The following is a 15,537-nucleotide window of genomic DNA, read 5'->3' on the forward strand; positions in this document are numbered from 1 at the left end:
ATGGGCAACAAAGTCAAGAGCATCGGCCTGATCGGCCTTGGGATGGTGGCCGGGGTTGCCGTCTCCCTGCAGTTTTCCGCCATCGCGCAAAAGGTCACCGGCTCGCCGCTGCCGCTGGAGGAGCTGCGCCAGCTGTCCGACGTCTTCGGCTTGATCAAGACCGACTACGTTGAAAATGTCGACGACAAGAAGCTGCTCACCGAAGCCATTTCCGGCATGGTGGCCTCGCTCGACCCGCACTCGGTCTACCTGGACAAGAAAGCCTTCCGCGAAATGCGCGAGACCGTGGCCGGCAAATTCGTCGGCATCGGCATCGAGGTCGGCATGGAGGACGGCTACATCAAGGTGGTCTCGCCGATCGAGGATTCGCCCGCCTTCAAGGCCGGCATCAAGACCGGTGACCTGATCACCCGCATCGACGGCACGCCGATCAAGGGCCTGACGCTGGACGAAAGCGTCAAGAAGATGCGCGGCGAGCCGCACTCCAAGGTCACCGTCACCATCAGCCGCAAGGACGAGGACAAGCCGCTCAACCTGACCATCGTGCGCGAGGAGATCCGCGTGCAGAGCGTCAAGGCCAAGATGATCGAGCCGGGTTATGCGTGGCTGCGCATCTCGCAGTTCCAGGAGCCGACTGTCGAGGACATGGCGCGCAAGCTCACCGCCCTGTACGCGCAGGACCCGCATATCAAGGGCCTGGTGCTGGACCTGCGCAACGATCCGGGCGGCGTGGTGCCGGGCGCGATCGGCGTCTCGGCCGCCTTCCTGCCCAAGGATTCGGTGATCGTCTCGACCAACGGCCAGCTGCTCGACTCCAAGCAGACCTTCTACGGCCGCAGCGAGTTCTATTCCACGCGCGCCAAGAACGATCCGCTGGCCAAGCTGCCGGCCGCGCTCAAGGACGTGCCGATGGTCGTGCTGGTCAACGCCGGTTCGGCGTCGGCCTCCGAGATTGTCGCCGGCGCGCTGCAGGACTACAAGCGCGCCACCATCATGGGCACGCAGACTTTCGGCAAGGGCTCGGTGCAGACGCTGCGCCAGCTGACCGCCGACACCGCCGTCAAGCTGACCACGGCGCGCTACTACACGCCGCACAACCGCTCGATCCAGGCGCGCGGCATCGTGCCGGACTTGATGGTCGACGAAACCGCCGACGGCGACGGCTTGAACAGCCTGCGCGTGCGCGAATCCGACCTGCAAAAGCACCTGAACAACGACAAGGACCCGGACGGCGACAGCGCCGCGCAGAAGGCCCTGACCGCGCAGCGCGACGAGCTGGAAGACGAGCAGCGCGCGGCCTCGCTGGCGAAGAAAACCAAGCCGGTGGAATTCGGCTCAAAGGACGACTTCCAGCTGGCGCAGGCGATCAACCACTTCAAGGGCTTGCCGGTCAAGCTGTCGAAGGTGGAGGCGGCGCCCGCCGCCGGCGGCGAGGTTGGCGAGATCAAGTCGGACAGCAAGCCGGCCGTCAAGCCAGCCGCCAAGCCGGATTCCAAGCCCAAGGCCAGCGACAAGAAGCCGGCCCTGAAACAACCAGTGACCCAATAACGGCGGGCGCGCCGCCGGCCTGAGACGATGAACGACTCGCAACTGCTGCGCTACTCGCGCCATATCCTCCTCGACGAAATCGGCATCGAAGGCCAGCAAAAGCTGCTGGCCGCGCATGCGCTGGTGATCGGCGCCGGCGGCCTCGGATCGCCGGCCGCCATGTACCTGGCGTCGGCCGGTGTCGGCCACATCACGCTGGTCGACAACGACACCGTCGACCTCACCAACCTGCAGCGCCAGATCGCCCACACCACGGAGCGGGTCGGCCAGCCCAAGGCCGAATCGGCGCGCGTCACGCTGGCGCAGATCAATCCCGAGATCGAAGTCACCGCGCTGACCGAGCGCGTGGACGACGCCCGCCTGGCCGAACTGGTGGCGCAGGCCGACGTGGTGCTCGACTGCACCGACAACTTCGCCACGCGCCACGCCGTCAACCGCGCCTGTGTCGCGCTGGGCAAGCCGCTGGTGTCGGGCGCGGTGATCCGCTTCGACGGCCAGGTCAGCGTGTTCGATCCGCGCGGCGGCGCGCAGCCCTGCTATTCCTGCCTGTTCCCGCAGGACCAGAAGTTCGAGGACGTGGCCTGCTCCACCATGGGCGTGTTCGCGCCGCTGGTGGGCGTGGTGGGCGCGATGCAGGCGGCCGAAGCGCTCAAGCTGCTGATGGGCGTGGGCGCCTCGCTGGCCGGGCGCCTGTTGATGCTGGACGGTTTGCACATGGAGTGGACCAGCATCGGTGTGGGACGCAACGGCGATTGCCCGGTCTGCGCAAAAAAATAACACTAACCGGAAGGAGACTATCTTGCTGATGAAACGACTCGCTGTACTGCCGCTGGCACTGTCCATGGCGTTCGCCGCGCAGGTGGCCACCGCCGCCGCCAACATCAAATACCTGATCATCGCCGAAAACGGCAAGCAGATCGGCGAACAGGCCGTCGAGCGCCAGGACGACGGCCTGACCAAGGTGCGTTTCATCTTCAAGAACAACGGCCGCGGCCCGGAACTGACGGAGCAATTCCGCATGGGCGCCGACGGCGTGATGAGCGAGTACAGCGTCAAGGGCAACTCCACCTTCGGCGCGGTGGTGGACGAGCGCTTCGCGCGCAACGGCGGCCAGGCCGAGTGGAAGTCCACCTCCGAGCAGGGCACCAAGGCCGTCAGCGGCCCGGCCGGCTACCTGCCGCTGAACGGTTCCTTTGAAATCGTCTCCGCCTACATCACCGCGCTGGCCGCGGCGCCCGAGCATAAACTGGCCCTGCTGCCATCGGGCACGCTGTCGCAGACCGTGCTCGATACGCTGGAAGTCAGCAGCGGCAGCGGCGCGAAACAAACCGTGCAACTGGTGGCGCAGACCGGCGTCGGCTTGTCGCCGGCGTTTTACTGGGCCACCACCGGCGCCAGCCCCCGCCTGTTCGGCGTGATCATCCCCGGCTTCGCCAACATGCTGGAAGAGGGCTGGCAGGGCGCCGCGCCGGAGCTGGCCGTGCGCCAGAAAAAAGCCGAGAACCGCATGCTGGAAGAGCTGGCGGCCAAGCTGCAGCACCCGCTCACCGGCCTGACATTGGTGCGCAACGCCCGCGTGTTCGACAGCGACAAGGCCACCGTCGGCGCGCCGTCCGACATCTACGTGCTGCGCGGCCGCATCACCGCCGTGCTGCCGGCCGGCTCGCCGGTGCGCGAGGCCGACAACACCATCGACGCCGCCGGCCGCATCGTGCTGCCTGGCCTGTTCGACATGCACGGCCACGTGGACCGCTGGTCCGGCGCGCTGAACATGTCCACCGGCGTGACCAGCGTGCGCGACATGGGCAACGACAACAAGCAGCTGCAGGCGATGCTGGACGAAACCGCCGCCGGCAAGCTGCTGGCGCCGCAGGTGGTGCCGGCCGGCTTCCTGGAGGGCGAGAGCCCGTTCAGCGCCAACAACGGCTTCGTCATCAAGGACCTGGCGGGCGCGAAGGAGGCGGTCGACTGGTACGCGGAGCGCGGCTATCCGCAGCTGAAGATCTACAACTCCTTCCCGAAGGCGATCCTGAAGGACACCGTGGCTTACGCCCACAGCCGCGGCATGCGCGTGTCCGGCCACATCCCGGCCGGCCTGCGCGCGCAGGAGGCGCTGGACGCAGGCTACGACGAGATCCAGCACATCAACCAGGTGCTGCTGAACTTCCTCGTCAAGCCGGACACCGAGACGCGCAACCTGAACCGCTTCCTGCTGCCGGCCGAAAAAGTGGCCGACATGGACTTCAACACCAAGCCGTTCAAGGACTTCGTGGCCGGCCTGGCGAAAAAGCAGATCTCGATCGACCCGACCATGTCGGCCTTCGCCTTCATCCAGCAGAAGGACGGCGACCTCAATGAGCCCTACCGCGCCTTCGCCGCCAACATGCCGCCGGACGTGGCGCGCAGCCTCGCGGTCGGTGCCATGAAGATCGACGGCGACGCCACCCTCAAGCGCTACCAGAAGTCCTACGGCAAGATGGTGGAATTCGTCGGCATCATGTACAAGGCCGGTGTGCCCATCGTGGCCGGCACCGACGATATCGCCGGCTTCACGCTGCATTCGGAGCTGGCGCTGCTGGTCAAGGCCGGCCTGACGCCGGCCCAGGCCCTGCAGGTGGCGACCCGCAACGGCGCCCGCTACACCCGCACCAGCAACGACCGTGGCAGCATCACGGCCGGCAAGCTGGCCGACCTGGTGCTGGTGGATGGCGATCCGACCAAGGATATCGCCGACGTACGCAAGGTGGCGGCGGTGATCACGCGCGGCTACGTCATCTATCCGCGCGAGATCGACGCCGCGCTGGGCATCGCGCCGTTCGTCCAGGACGCGCCGCAAGTGGCCAGAACCTCGGCCGCCGTGGCGGAGATCAACGGTGCCGGCAACGAGGGCGCGCTGCGCCGCATCGATGCCACCGCCCGTCAGCGCGATTGAGTAAATCGCGGTAAAAACCGGGCGCGCTGCGTGTCCGGTTAAGCGCTGTTTAAGCCTGCCGGCGCAAAAATCGTTCTCTGGTTTCGCTGGCGGCGGCGATTCGGCCTTATACTCTGCACTCACTTTTACCTGTTATCGAATATGAAAAAATTCTTCGTTCCCCGTCGTGCCGCCGCGCGTGGCTTTACGCTGATTGAAATCATGGTGGTCGTGGTCATCATGGGTGTGCTGGCGGCGCTGGTGGTGCCCAAGCTGCTCAGCCGCACCGGCGAATCGAAAGTCGCCGCGGCCAAGGTCGATATCGCGACCGTCATGCAGGCGCTCAAGCTGTACAAACTGGATAACCAGCGCTACCCGACCACCGAGCAAGGCCTCCAGGCACTGCTGACCAAGCCGACCACCGGCCCGGCCGCAAACGGCTGGAAGTCCGGCGGCTACCTGGAAAAAATGCCGAAAGACCCTTGGGGCAATCCATACCAGTTCCTCTCGCCCGGCATCAAGGGCGAGGTCGACGTGTTCTCCTACGGCGCCGACGGCGCGCCGGGCGGCACCGGCGACGATGCCGACATCGGCTCCTGGGATAACTGATCGCAGGGGGAGCACGGCTCATGCGCGCCGCCCGCCAGCGTGGATTCACGCTGATCGAACTGCTGGTGGTGATGGTCATCCTGGGCATCACGCTTGGGCTGGTGTCGCTCAACGCGCTGCCGGGCCAGAAGCAGTCCTTGCGTGAGGACGCGCAGCGCATCGCGCTGCTGCTGCAACTGGCGCGCGACGAGGCGATCGTGCGCAACCGCCAGATCGCCTTTGAGGCGGGGCCGGACGGCTACCGCTTCCTGATCCGCAACGAGCGGGAATGGACGCTGGCGGTGCAGGACGACCTGCTGCGCGAGCGCGAATTCAAGCACGGTCCCATCACGCTGATGCTGGATCCGCCGCCCAGCATCCCGGACGCCGGCAACCTGCGCATCGTGTTCGGCCGCGAGCCGGTCGACAAACCCTTTGTGCTGACCCTCAGCGGCGGCGATGCCAGCATCGCCATCCACGCCGACGGCATCGGCCATTTCACGGTGGACTAGATGCGCCTTCAACGACAACGCGGCTTTACCCTGCTGGAAGTGCTGGTGGCGCTGGTGATCGTCGGCACGGCGCTGGGCGCCTCGCTGCGCGCGGTCGGCAGCCTGACACAGAACAGCAACGGCCTGCGCGGCGCGATGATGGCCACCTGGTCGGCCGAGAACCGGCTGGTGCAGCTGCGCCTGACGCGCCAGTTTCCGGCGGTCGGCAAGCAGACCTTCGAATGCCCGCAGGGCGACATGAAGCTGATGTGCGAAGAGGAAGTGATCGCCAGCCCGAATCCGCGCTTCCGCCGGGTCGAGGTCAGCGTCTACGACCAGGCCGCGCCGGAGCGGCGCATCATCAAGCTGGTCCAACTGGTGCTGAACCAATGACGGCCGCGATGCGCCGCCGCGCGCGCGGCTTCACGCTGATCGAGCTGCTGGTGGCGATTTCGATCCTCGCCATCGTCGCGGTGCTGGGCTGGCGCGGTTTGGACGGCATCATCCGCTCGCGCGGCGCGCTGACCGCGCAGATGGAGCAGACGCGCGGCCTGCAGCTGGCGTTCGCCCAGCTGCAGAGCGACTGCGCCAACCTCGTGCCGCAAGCGCTGATCGGCACCCGCGCCATCCTGCGCGCGGAGGATGGCCGCATCACGCTGGTGCGCATGTCGCTGGGCGAGAACGAGCCGACGCGCTTGCAGGTGGTGTCGTACCGCGTGCGCGACGGCGTGCTGACGCGGCGCGAATCGGCCAGCACGCGCGACCTGGTGCAGCTCGACACGCTGTGGCAGGCCGCCACCGGCGACGCCGACCCGGCCGACGGCGTGGCGCTGCAGTCGGGCGTGCAGCGCATGACGATGCGCTTCTGGACCACGCAGGGCTGGGTACAGGCGGCCGGTGTGATGCCGGCTCCCCCCGCCCCGGCGGTGGGCGCGCCTAGCGGCCTGGAAGTGTCGATGAACCTGGACGGCGTGGAAGTACCGATGATTAAATCCTTCCTGCTGGGGGCCCTGTGAGGCTGCGGCGCCAGCGCGGCGTGGCCGTCATCACGGCGCTGCTGTTGACCACACTGGCGGTGACCATCGTCGCCAGCCTGTTCTGGCAGCAGCAGGTGCAGGTGCGCTCAATGGAGAACCAGCGCCTGCAACTGCAGACCCGTTGGATCGTGCGCGGCGCGCTGGACCTGAGCCGGCTGGTGCTGTATCAGGACCACCTGGATTCGCCAACGGTCACGCAGCTCAACGGGGTCTGGGCCACGCCGCTGGAGGAAACGCGGCTGGACGACTACATCGAACGCGAACGCGCCGAGGCGGAAAATTTCAACGCCACGCTGTCCGGCAAGATGATCGACGCGCAGTCGCGTTACAATCTTGCCAATCTGGCCGTCAACCACGCGGCCAAGCCCGACGAGGTGAAGGTGTTCGAGCGGTTGCTGACCAACCTGCGGCTCGATCCGTCGCTGGCGCAGGCGGTGGCCACGCAGGTGGCGAACGCGCAGACGGCGGCGCCGCCGGGACCGGGGGGGGGCGGAGGGCAGCCGCAGCAACCGGCGCAGACCTCGGGGCCGCAGCCGGTCGACCTGCTGCGCGTGGAGGATCTGCTGGCGGTGAGCGGCTTTACGCCGCAGATGGTTGAGAAGCTGCGCGACTTCGTCATCATCCTGCCGGAGCGCGGAACGGAGTTGAACGTGAATACCGTGCCGGCCGAACTGCTGTCGGCCATGTGCGAGCAGCTGTCGTTGTCGGATGCGGCAGCGATTGTGAATACGCGGCAGCGCGTCTTTTTTCGCGACACGCATTACTTCGATCAGTTGCCGCAGCTGTCCGGCGGGAAGCAGCCCAAGACGAAATACGACGTCAAGAGCCGCTACTTCCTGGCCTACAGCCGGGTGAGGCTGGACCGGGCGGCGCTGGACGCGCAGTCCCTGCTGGTGCGGGCGGCCAACGGCATCACGACGGTGGTCTGGATACGGGAATATTAGAACTGGCATGAACGAAAGCGAGACCCTTTGACTACACTACTTATCCGCTATCCGGCCAAGGCCAGCGTCGACAGCGGCGCGGCCCAGACCTGCCCGTTCGCGCTGGTGGGCGACGGCGGCAACCTGCTGCAGCAGGGCGTTTCCCCGCTGGGCAACCTGTCGGACCTGGTGGCTTCCGCGCGGCGCGTGGTGCTGCTGCTGGCCGCCGCCGACGTCACGCTGCTGCGCGTGGTGGCGCCGCCATTGTCCGCCGCGCGCCTGAAGGCCGCGCTGCCGGCGCTGGTGGAGGAACAGGTGCTGGGCGACCCGGCCGACTGCGTGCTGGCGGCCGGCGCCGCCGACGCCGACGGCGGCCGCACGGTGGCCGTGGTGCAGCGCAGCTGGATCGAGGTGCTGGTCAAGGCGCTGCTGGCGCAGGGCGCGCATCACGTCTCGGTGCTGCCGGCGCAACTGTGCCTGCCGTTCCAGCCGGGTTCCGTGTCGGCCGCGCTGAGCACCGGCGACGCCGGCTTCGAACTGGTATTGCGCCAGTCGCAGACCATGGGCATGGGCCTGACGCTGCCGGCGCAGCCGCAGGCCGCGCTGCAAACGCTGCGTGCGATGGCGGGCGACGAGCCGGTCACGCTGTACCTGGCGCCGGCGCAGATGGCGCAGTTCGCGCCGCTGGTGGCGGCGGCGGATGCCGGCCACGGTGTTGGCCACAGCGTCACCCTGATGGAAGACCATTGGGCGCACTGGGTGGCCGCCTCGCGCTCTGCGGGGCTGGACCTGGCGCCGGCGTTGGGCGCGACCGGCGCCAACGCGCGCCAGTGGCAGCGCTGGCGCTGGCCGCTGCGCATCGCCGCGCTGGCGCTGCTGGTCAACGTGGCGGGGCTGAACATCGAATGGCTGCGCCTCAAGCGCGAGGCCGGCGCGGTCAGCCAGTCCATGCTGCAGACCTTCAAGGCCGCCTATCCGAACGAGCCGGTGATCCTCGATCCGGCCGCGCAGATGCGCAAGAATATCTCGCTGGCCAAGGCCGACGGCGGCCAGCCAGCCGCCGACGAATTCACCGCGCTGAGCGCCGCCCTGGGCGAGGCGCTGGGCGTCTTGCCGCGCAAGGACATCATCGCCACGCTGGAGTACCGCGATCGCGCGCTGCAGATCAAGGTCAAGCCCAACACCGTCGATAGCGGCACGCTGGCGCAGCTGCGCTCCGCGCTGGCCGCGCGCAAGCTGGATCTGTCGGAAACCAATCCGGGCGCCTGGCAGATACGTCCGTCGAGCGGCGCGGGCGGAGGAAAATCATGAACAAACTGACCCAAACGATACAAGACTATCGCGGCCGCGCTTCGGCCTTCTGGATCGAACGCACCGAACAGGAACGCAAGTTCCTCGGCGTCGGCGGCGCGGTGCTGGGCGTGGCGCTGTTTTATTCGGTGCTGATCGCGCCGGCGCTGGACGGGGGCGCCAGACTGCGCAAGTCGCTGCCCGAGCTGCGCCAGCAGGCCGCCGAGCTGCAAGGGCTGGCGCTGGAAGCGGCCGCGCTGCGCGGCCAGAACACCATCGCTCCCTCGCCGATGACGCGCGAGATGCTCAACGCCGGCCTTGCCGCGCGCGGCCTGGCCACGCAATCGGTGTCCGTCACCGGCGAATACGCCAAGGTGCAGATGAACGGCGTGCCTTTCCCGGCGCTGATCGCCTGGCTGGACGCGATCCGCACCGAGAGCCGCATCGCCGTCTCGGAAGCGAACATCAGCGCGCAGGACACCGCCGGCATGGTCAACGCCACGTTGACGCTGCGCCAGAACACGGGCGGCCGGTGATGCGAAAAGGCTGTCCATGAAGCGCCTCGTGCTATGGTTGCTGACCATCGCGCTGAGCGTGGCGGCGACGCTGGCGGTGTTCTTCCCGGCGGCCTGGCTGGGATCGCTGGTGGAGGCGCGCACGGGAGGACGTTTGACGCTGGGAGACGCGCAGGGTACGCTGTGGCGCGGTTCGGCCTTTATCGGCGGCGCGGCCAGCGGCAACAGCCCGGTCACGCCGCTGCTGCCGGGCCGTTTCAGCTGGAAGATTTCGCCGCTGGCGCTGGTCGGCATGGTCGACCTGCAGCTGGAAAACAGCGAGGCGCTGGCGCAGCCGCTGACCTTCAAGGGCAGCTGGTCGCAATGGCAGCTCAGTCCATCGGCGCTGCTGCTGCCGGCCGCCGGCCTGGCCGGCCTGGGCGCGCCGCTGAACACCGTGGCGCCCAGCGGCACGATGCGGCTGTCGTGGACCGCGCTGGAGCTGGCGCTGGCCGACCGCCAGATCGCCATCAACGGCCGCACCACGCTGGAGATGACGGACATGGCCTCGCGGCTGTCGTCGGTGCGGCCGCTGGGCAGCTACACGCTGGCGCTGGACTGGCATGGGCAGTCGGCCGCGCTGACGCTCAATTCCGTCAAGGGCCCGCTGTTGTTGAGCGGCTCCGGCAACCTGAATAACGGCCGCCTGCGGTTTTCCGGGCAGGCCGAGGCAGCAAAAGGATTTGAAGAGCAGCTGGCCAACCTGTTGAATTTGCTGGGCCAGCGCAAACCGAATAGTGACCGCAACATCATCGCTTTAGAGTTCCACTAAGTTCAGATAAAAGTTCAGACAATGAAAAAACAGTCCGTGAGCAAACCCACCCTTCCCGCGCTGCGCCGCCTGAGCGCGGGTGCGATGCTGTGCTGTGCGACAAGCGTCGTGCCGGTCGTGACGCCGTTGCTGGTGCTGCTGCCCGCCACCGCCCACGCCGCGGCCGACGACGCCGCGCTGAACTTCGTCGGCGCCGACATCGAGTCGGTGATCAAGGCGGTCGGCCACTACACCAACATCACCTTCGTGATCGACCCGCGCGTCAAGGGCACGCTGACGGTGGTGTCGGAAAAGCCGGTCACCAAGTCGCAGGCGTTCGGCCTGCTGACCTCCGCGCTGCGCCTGCAGGGCTACGCGGTGGTCAGCGGCGACGGCTACGCCAAGGTGGTGCCGGAAGCGGACGCCAAGCTGCAGGCCGGGCCGACCCAGGTCGGCGCCAGCCAGGCCTCGGCCAAGGGCGACCAGATCGTCAGCCAGATCTTCCATCTGAATTATGAGTCGGCGGCCAACGTGGTGACGGTGCTGCGTCCACTGATCTCGCCCAACAACACCATCAACGCCAACCCGGGCAATAACACCGTGGTGGTCACCGACTACGCCGACAACGTCAAGCGCCTGGCCAAGATCGTCGCCGCGCTGGACGCGCCGGCCGTCGCCGACCTCGATGTGATCCCGGTGCGCTACGCCATCGCCAGCGACCTGGCGGCCATGGTCAACAAACTGATGGACTCCGGCGCGGGCGCCGGCGACTCGGGCAAGGTCAGCGTGCTGGCCGACCCGCGCACCAATTCGCTGATCCTGCGCGCGCCGTCGGCGGCGCGCTCCAACCTGGCCAAGTCGCTGATCGCCAAGCTCGATCAGCCGACCCAGGAACTGGGCAACGTCCACGTGGTCTACCTGAAGAACGCCGAAGCGGCCAAGCTGGCGCAGACGCTGCGCAGCGTGGTCTCGGGCGACACCTCGGCGCCCAACGCCACCGGCGTCGGCACCGGCCAGACCGGCCAGGGCGGCCTCGGTGGCCAGGGCCAGGGTGGCCTGGGTGGCCAAAGCAGCAACACCGGCAGCGGCATGGGTTCCAACAGCTCCGGCACCAGCTCCGGTCCATCCAATCCGCTGCTGACCGGCTCCGGCCAGCAGCAGCAGGGCGGCGGCGGCACGGCGGGTTTCATCCAGGCCGATTCCACCACCAACACCCTGATCATCACCGCGCCGGAATCGGTGTACCGCAACCTGCGCGCCGTGATCGACCAGCTGGACGTGCGCCGCGCGCAGGTCTACATCGAATCGCTGATCGTCGAGGTTTCGTCCGACAAGGCCTCCGAGTTCGGCATCCAGTGGGTAGGCGCGACCGGCAACGAGAACAGCACCTACCGCGTCGGCGGCTTGCAGTCGTATTCGACCGGCGGCAACAACATCGGCACGCTGGCCGGCCAGCTGCTCAACAAGGGCACCGGCACCACCACCACCGGGCCGACGCTGCCTGGCGCGGGCCTGACCATCGGCGTGTTCAAGCAGGTGGCCGGTGGCCTGGGGCTGGGCGCGCTGGCGCGCTCGCTGGAATCGGACGGCAACGCCAACGTGCTGTCGACGCCTAACATGATCACGCTGGACAACGAGCTGGCCACCATCTCGGTCGGCCAGAACGTGCCTATCCTGACCGGCCAGTTCACCACCACCTCCGGCACCAACAACAATCCGTTCCAGACCATCGACCGCAAGGAAGTGGGCCTGACGCTGAAAGTGCGTCCGCAGATTTCCGAAGGCGGCACGGTCAAGCTGGCGATCTATCACGAGACCTCCAGCGTCGACAAGACCACGCTGACGGCCGCCGCCGGCATCACCATCAACAAGCGCGTGATCGAGAACAACGTCATCGCCGACGATGGCCAGATCATCGTGCTCGGTGGCCTGATCGAGGACACCGAGGGCGACGGCGTGGACAAGGTGCGCGGCCTGGGCGACATTCCGGTGCTGGGCAATCTGTTCAAGTACCAGACCCGCACCCGCAAGAAGACCAACCTGATGGTGTTCCTGCGCCCTGTGGTGATCCGCAACAAGGAGCAGAGCACCTCGCTGGCGACCGACCGTTACGACTACATGCGCGGCCAGCAGGAATCGATCCAGCCGCCGGAGAGCATCCTGGTCAAGGACCTCGGCCAGCCCTTGCTGCCGACGCTGAAGGACGGCGCGCCACTGGGCGGAACGATGGTGCGTCCGCTGCCCGCCGCGCCAACACCGGTGCGCGAACCGGGCGCCGGCGAACCAACCAAGCAGCAGTGATATGAGCAATCTCCTTCCATACGCCTTCGCCCGCGACTTCGTGGTGCTGGCGCAGCAAAGCGACGAAGCCGAACACACGGTGGACGTGCTGGTCTGCGGCGCCACCGCGCCCGCGGCCATCGCCGAGGTGTCGCGCCGCTTCGGCCGCATCCAGCTTAAAAGCATGCCGCGCGCCGACCTGGAAACGGCCATCGCCGCAGCCTACGCCAGCTCGGGCGGCAACGCCTCGATGGTGGCCGAGGAATTCGATGCCGACCTCGATCTGACCAAGCTGCTGCAGGACGTGCCGGCCATCGAGGACTTGCTGGAATCGTCCGACGACGCGCCGGTGATCCGCATGATCAACGCGCTGCTGACGCAGGCGCTGCGCGACAGCGCCTCCGACATCCACATCGAGCCGTTCGAACAGACCTCGGTGGTGCGCTTCCGCGTCGACGGTTCGCTGCGCGACATCGTCCGTCCGCGCAAGGCCATCCATGGTTCGCTGATCTCGCGTATCAAGATCATGGCGCAGCTGGACATCGCCGAAAAGCGCCTGCCGCAGGACGGCCGCATCACGCTGCGCATCGGCGGCAAGCCGGTGGACGTGCGCGTGTCGACGCTGCCGACCGGCCACGGCGAACGCGCGGTGCTGCGCTTGCTGGACAAGGAAGCGGGCCGGCTGGACCTGAACCACCTGGGCATGAGCGAGACCATGCTGCCGCAGTTCGACGCGCTGATCAACCAGCCGCACGGCATCGTGCTGGTGACCGGGCCGACCGGCTCGGGCAAGACCACCACGCTGTACGCCGCGTTGTCGCTGCTGAACGCGGCCACCACCAACATCATGACGGTGGAAGACCCGATCGAATATGACCTCAATGGCGTCGGCCAGACCCAGGTCAACCCGCGCATCGACATGACCTTTGCCAAGGCGCTGCGCGCCATCCTGCGCCAGGATCCGGACGTGATCATGATCGGTGAGATCCGCGACCTGGAAACCGCGCAGATCGCGGTGCAGGCCTCGCTGACCGGCCACCTGGTGCTGGCCACGCTGCACACCAACGACGCCGCCGCCGCCGTCACGCGCCTGCTGGACATGGGCATCGAGCCGTTCCTGCTGTCGTCGTCGCTGCTGGGCGTACTGGCGCAGCGGCTGGTGCGCAAACTGTGCGGCAGCTGCAAGAGCTTCGACGGCCAGCAATGGCACGCGGTGGGCTGCGAGCATTGCGGCCACACGGGCTACCAGGGCCGGGTGGGCGTGTACGAATTCCTGCAGACCACGGAGCAGATCCGCGCGCAGATCCACAACCGCGCTTCCGAGGCCGAGGTCAAGGCGGCGGCGCTGGCGGGCGGCATGCAGACCATGCGCGAGGACGGCGAGCGCTGGCTGGCCGCCGGCATCACCACGCAGGCCGAGCTGCTGCGCGTGACCAAAGACTAGGCGACCGACGATGCCCGCATTCCGTTATGAAGCCGTCGACGCCGGCGGCGCCACCAAGAAGGGCGTGCTCAATGCCGACAGCGCGCGCTCGGCGCGTTCCGAGTTGCGCACGCAAGGCCTGGTGCCGTTGAAGGTGGACGCCATCGCCGCGCAGGTCGACGCCGCCGGCGTGGCCAAGAGCCGCGGTTTCGGCGAGCGCCTGTCGGCCACCGAGCTGGCGCTGTTCACGCGCCAGCTGGCCAGCCTGCTGGAGGCGGGGCTGCCGCTGGAGCAGGCCTTCACCGCCTTGCTGGAGCAGGCCGAGCGCCCCTACATGCGCGATCTGATCGCCTCCATCCGCTCCGAGGTGATCGGCGGCGCCTCGCTGTCGGACGTGCTGGGACGCCATCCGCGCGACTTCGCCGAGATCTACCGCGCGCTGGTCGCCTCCGGTGAGCAGATCGGCCAGCTCTCGCGCGTGCTGTCGCGCCTTGCCGACTACATCGAGCGCCGCAACGCCTTGATCCAGAAGGTGCGGCTGGCCTTCACCTATCCGGCCATCGTGACGGTGGTGGCGTTCTCCATCGTGATCTTCCTGCTGACCTATGTGGTGCCGCAGATCGTCTCGGTGTTCGCCAACACCAAGCAGAAGCTGCCCATCCTCACCATCATCATGCTGGCGGTGTCGGACTTCGTGCGCAACTACGGCATCGTGGTGGCGATCCTGCTGGTGGGCGCGTGGTTCATGTGGCGCCGGGCCTTGCAGAACCCGGCGCTGAAGCGGCGCTGGCACACCTGGTTGCTGACCGCGCCGCTGTACGGAAAATTCGAGCGCAGCCTGAACACGGCGCGCTTCGCCAGCACGCTGGCGATCACCACCGGTTCCGGCGTGCCTATCCTGCGCGCGCTGGAGACCAGCCGCGACACGCTGTCCAACGTCGCCATGCAGGAGCTGGTGGAAGAGGCTAGCGACGCGGTGCGCGAGGGCGTGAGCCTGGCGCGTTCGCTGTCGGCGCAGAAGCACTTCCCGCCGATGCTGATCCACATGATACGGGCCGGCGAGATCACCGGCGAGCTGCCGGCCATGCTGGACCGCGCAGCCGCCGCCCAGGAGGCCGACCTGGAACGCCGCACGCTGACCATCGCCGGCCTGCTGGAGCCGGCGCTGATCCTGGCGATGGGCGTGGTGGTGCTGCTGATCGTGCTGGCGGTCCTGATGCCTATCATCGAAATTAATCAGCTGGTACGCTGAGGAAGTAAAGAGAACCATGAAGCGTTTGCCATTATTCGTTACCGTCCTTGCCGTGGTGCTGTTGTCGGCGTCGCTGGCCTACTGGGGCCTGCAGTTGTTCAAGCCGCAGCAGCGCGCCATCGCCGCGCCGCCGCAGCAGGTGGCGCCGCCGCTAAACATCGAGGCGGCCAAGGGCCTGTTCGGCGGCCAGATCACCGTGGCCGCCGTCAGCAACTACCAGTTGCGGGGCGTGGTCGCCGCGCGCGGCGAGGACAGCGCGGCCATCATCGTGGTCGATGGCCAGCCGCCTTTGGCGCTGGGCGTGGGCCGCGAGGTGGTGCCCGGTGTGACTGTCAAGGAGGTCCATCCGAACTACGTGCTGCTGTCCGAGGGCGGTGTGCTCAAGCGCGTGGAGCTGGCCAGCGACGCCGGCGCGGGCGCGGGAGCCAATGCGCCGCAGTCGCTGCTGCCCGGCGCGGGCCAGCAACCGTTGCCGCCGATCGCGCCGCC

Annotated in this window: 15 protein-coding genes; all 15 read left to right on the forward strand. The window is 67.5% G+C overall.

Translation table 11 applies throughout. From position 1 onward, the window contains the following. Nucleotides 1-1,548 (forward strand): S41 family peptidase, encoded by a 1,548-nt coding sequence (locus GTP90_RS16955; RefSeq protein WP_161084662.1) that lies wholly within the window; start codon nt 1-3, stop codon nt 1,546-1,548. A 27-nt stretch (nt 1,549-1,575) separates the two neighbouring features. After that, nucleotides 1,576-2,325 carry a HesA/MoeB/ThiF family protein gene (locus tag GTP90_RS16960; protein ID WP_161084663.1) on the forward strand — a complete coding sequence of 250 codons (750 nt, stop codon included), beginning with the start codon at nt 1,576-1,578 and terminating at the stop codon, nt 2,323-2,325. Nucleotides 2,326-2,353: 28 nt separating this feature from the next. Next, nucleotides 2,354-4,480 carry an amidohydrolase family protein gene (locus tag GTP90_RS16965; protein ID WP_161084664.1) on the forward strand — a complete coding sequence of 709 codons (2,127 nt, stop codon included), beginning with the start codon at nt 2,354-2,356 and terminating at the stop codon, nt 4,478-4,480. Between the two features lie 141 nt (nt 4,481-4,621). Beyond that, nucleotides 4,622-5,068: a type II secretion system major pseudopilin GspG gene (gene gspG / locus GTP90_RS16970; RefSeq protein ID WP_161084665.1), complete on the forward strand. Its 447-nt coding sequence runs from the start codon at nt 4,622-4,624 to the stop codon at nt 5,066-5,068. A gap of 20 nt (nt 5,069-5,088) precedes the next feature. Beyond that, nucleotides 5,089-5,559 (forward strand): GspH/FimT family pseudopilin, encoded by a 471-nt coding sequence (locus GTP90_RS16975; protein ID WP_117012627.1) that lies wholly within the window; start codon nt 5,089-5,091, stop codon nt 5,557-5,559. Further along, the gene (gene gspI, locus GTP90_RS16980; protein WP_117012628.1) at nt 5,560-5,931 is read left to right on the forward strand and encodes a type II secretion system minor pseudopilin GspI; all 372 of its coding nucleotides are present in this window, start codon (nt 5,560-5,562) and stop codon (nt 5,929-5,931) included. After that, nucleotides 5,928-6,554, forward strand: coding sequence for a PulJ/GspJ family protein (locus GTP90_RS16985; RefSeq protein ID WP_161084666.1), 627 nt, complete (start codon nt 5,928-5,930; stop codon nt 6,552-6,554). The genes gspI and GTP90_RS16985 overlap by 4 nt, the downstream gene beginning before the upstream one ends. Continuing rightward, the gene (gspK, locus tag GTP90_RS16990; protein ID WP_161084667.1) at nt 6,551-7,519 is read left to right on the forward strand and encodes a type II secretion system minor pseudopilin GspK; all 969 of its coding nucleotides are present in this window, start codon (nt 6,551-6,553) and stop codon (nt 7,517-7,519) included. The genes GTP90_RS16985 and gspK overlap by 4 nt, the downstream gene beginning before the upstream one ends. A 27-nt stretch (nt 7,520-7,546) precedes the next feature. Beyond that, the gene (gene gspL, locus GTP90_RS16995) at nt 7,547-8,809 is read left to right on the forward strand and encodes a type II secretion system protein GspL (RefSeq protein WP_161084668.1); all 1,263 of its coding nucleotides are present in this window, start codon (nt 7,547-7,549) and stop codon (nt 8,807-8,809) included. Beyond that, nucleotides 8,806-9,324 carry a type II secretion system protein M gene (locus tag GTP90_RS17000; RefSeq protein WP_161084669.1) on the forward strand — a complete coding sequence of 173 codons (519 nt, stop codon included), beginning with the start codon at nt 8,806-8,808 and terminating at the stop codon, nt 9,322-9,324. The genes gspL and GTP90_RS17000 overlap by 4 nt, the downstream gene beginning before the upstream one ends. A 16-nt stretch (nt 9,325-9,340) precedes the next feature. Further along, nucleotides 9,341-10,114, forward strand: coding sequence for a type II secretion system protein N (gene gspN, locus GTP90_RS17005; RefSeq protein ID WP_161084670.1), 774 nt, complete (start codon nt 9,341-9,343; stop codon nt 10,112-10,114). Nucleotides 10,115-10,135: 21 nt separating this feature from the next. After that, nucleotides 10,136-12,394 carry a type II secretion system secretin GspD gene (gspD, locus tag GTP90_RS17010; protein ID WP_161084671.1) on the forward strand — a complete coding sequence of 753 codons (2,259 nt, stop codon included), beginning with the start codon at nt 10,136-10,138 and terminating at the stop codon, nt 12,392-12,394. Nucleotide 12,395: 1 nt separating this feature from the next. Next, nucleotides 12,396-13,817 (forward strand): type II secretion system ATPase GspE, encoded by a 1,422-nt coding sequence (gene gspE, locus GTP90_RS17015; RefSeq protein WP_161084672.1) that lies wholly within the window; start codon nt 12,396-12,398, stop codon nt 13,815-13,817. A 10-nt stretch (nt 13,818-13,827) separates the two neighbouring features. Then, a complete protein-coding gene (gene gspF, locus GTP90_RS17020) occupies nt 13,828-15,048 on the forward strand; it encodes a type II secretion system inner membrane protein GspF (protein ID WP_161084673.1) in 1,221 nt (406 codons plus the stop codon). 16 nt (nt 15,049-15,064) lie between these two features. Then, nucleotides 15,065-15,537 (forward strand): type II secretion system protein N (locus GTP90_RS17025; RefSeq protein WP_161084674.1); only part of this gene is annotated, 473 nt, incomplete at its 3' end.

The sequence above is a fragment of the Duganella vulcania genome (assembly GCF_009857655.1).
In the GTDB taxonomy this organism is placed as follows: Bacteria; Pseudomonadota; Gammaproteobacteria; order Burkholderiales; family Burkholderiaceae_D; genus Rugamonas; species Rugamonas vulcania.

Excerpts from the sequence above, each read along its gene's own strand:
- GTP90_RS16975 (WP_117012627.1), top strand. The coding sequence starts at position 5,089 with ATGCGCGCCGCCCGCCAGCGTGGATTCACGCTGATCGAACTGCTGGTG.
- gspI (WP_117012628.1), top strand. The coding sequence starts at position 5,560 with ATGCGCCTTCAACGACAACGCGGCTTTACCCTGCTGGAAGTGCTGGTG.
- gspF (WP_161084673.1), top strand. The coding sequence starts at position 13,828 with ATGCCCGCATTCCGTTATGAAGCCGTCGACGCCGGCGGCGCCACCAAG.
- gspG (WP_161084665.1), top strand. The coding sequence starts at position 4,622 with ATGAAAAAATTCTTCGTTCCCCGTCGTGCCGCCGCGCGTGGCTTTACG.
- gspD (WP_161084671.1), top strand. The coding sequence starts at position 10,136 with ATGAAAAAACAGTCCGTGAGCAAACCCACCCTTCCCGCGCTGCGCCGC.
- gspN (WP_161084670.1), top strand. The coding sequence starts at position 9,341 with ATGAAGCGCCTCGTGCTATGGTTGCTGACCATCGCGCTGAGCGTGGCG.
- GTP90_RS16960 (WP_161084663.1), top strand. The coding sequence starts at position 1,576 with ATGAACGACTCGCAACTGCTGCGCTACTCGCGCCATATCCTCCTCGAC.
- gspE (WP_161084672.1), top strand. The coding sequence starts at position 12,396 with ATGAGCAATCTCCTTCCATACGCCTTCGCCCGCGACTTCGTGGTGCTG.
- GTP90_RS16955 (WP_161084662.1), top strand. The coding sequence starts at position 1 with ATGGGCAACAAAGTCAAGAGCATCGGCCTGATCGGCCTTGGGATGGTG.
- GTP90_RS16965 (WP_161084664.1), top strand. The coding sequence starts at position 2,354 with ATGAAACGACTCGCTGTACTGCCGCTGGCACTGTCCATGGCGTTCGCC.
- GTP90_RS16985 (WP_161084666.1), top strand. The coding sequence starts at position 5,928 with ATGACGGCCGCGATGCGCCGCCGCGCGCGCGGCTTCACGCTGATCGAG.
- GTP90_RS17000 (WP_161084669.1), top strand. The coding sequence starts at position 8,806 with ATGAACAAACTGACCCAAACGATACAAGACTATCGCGGCCGCGCTTCG.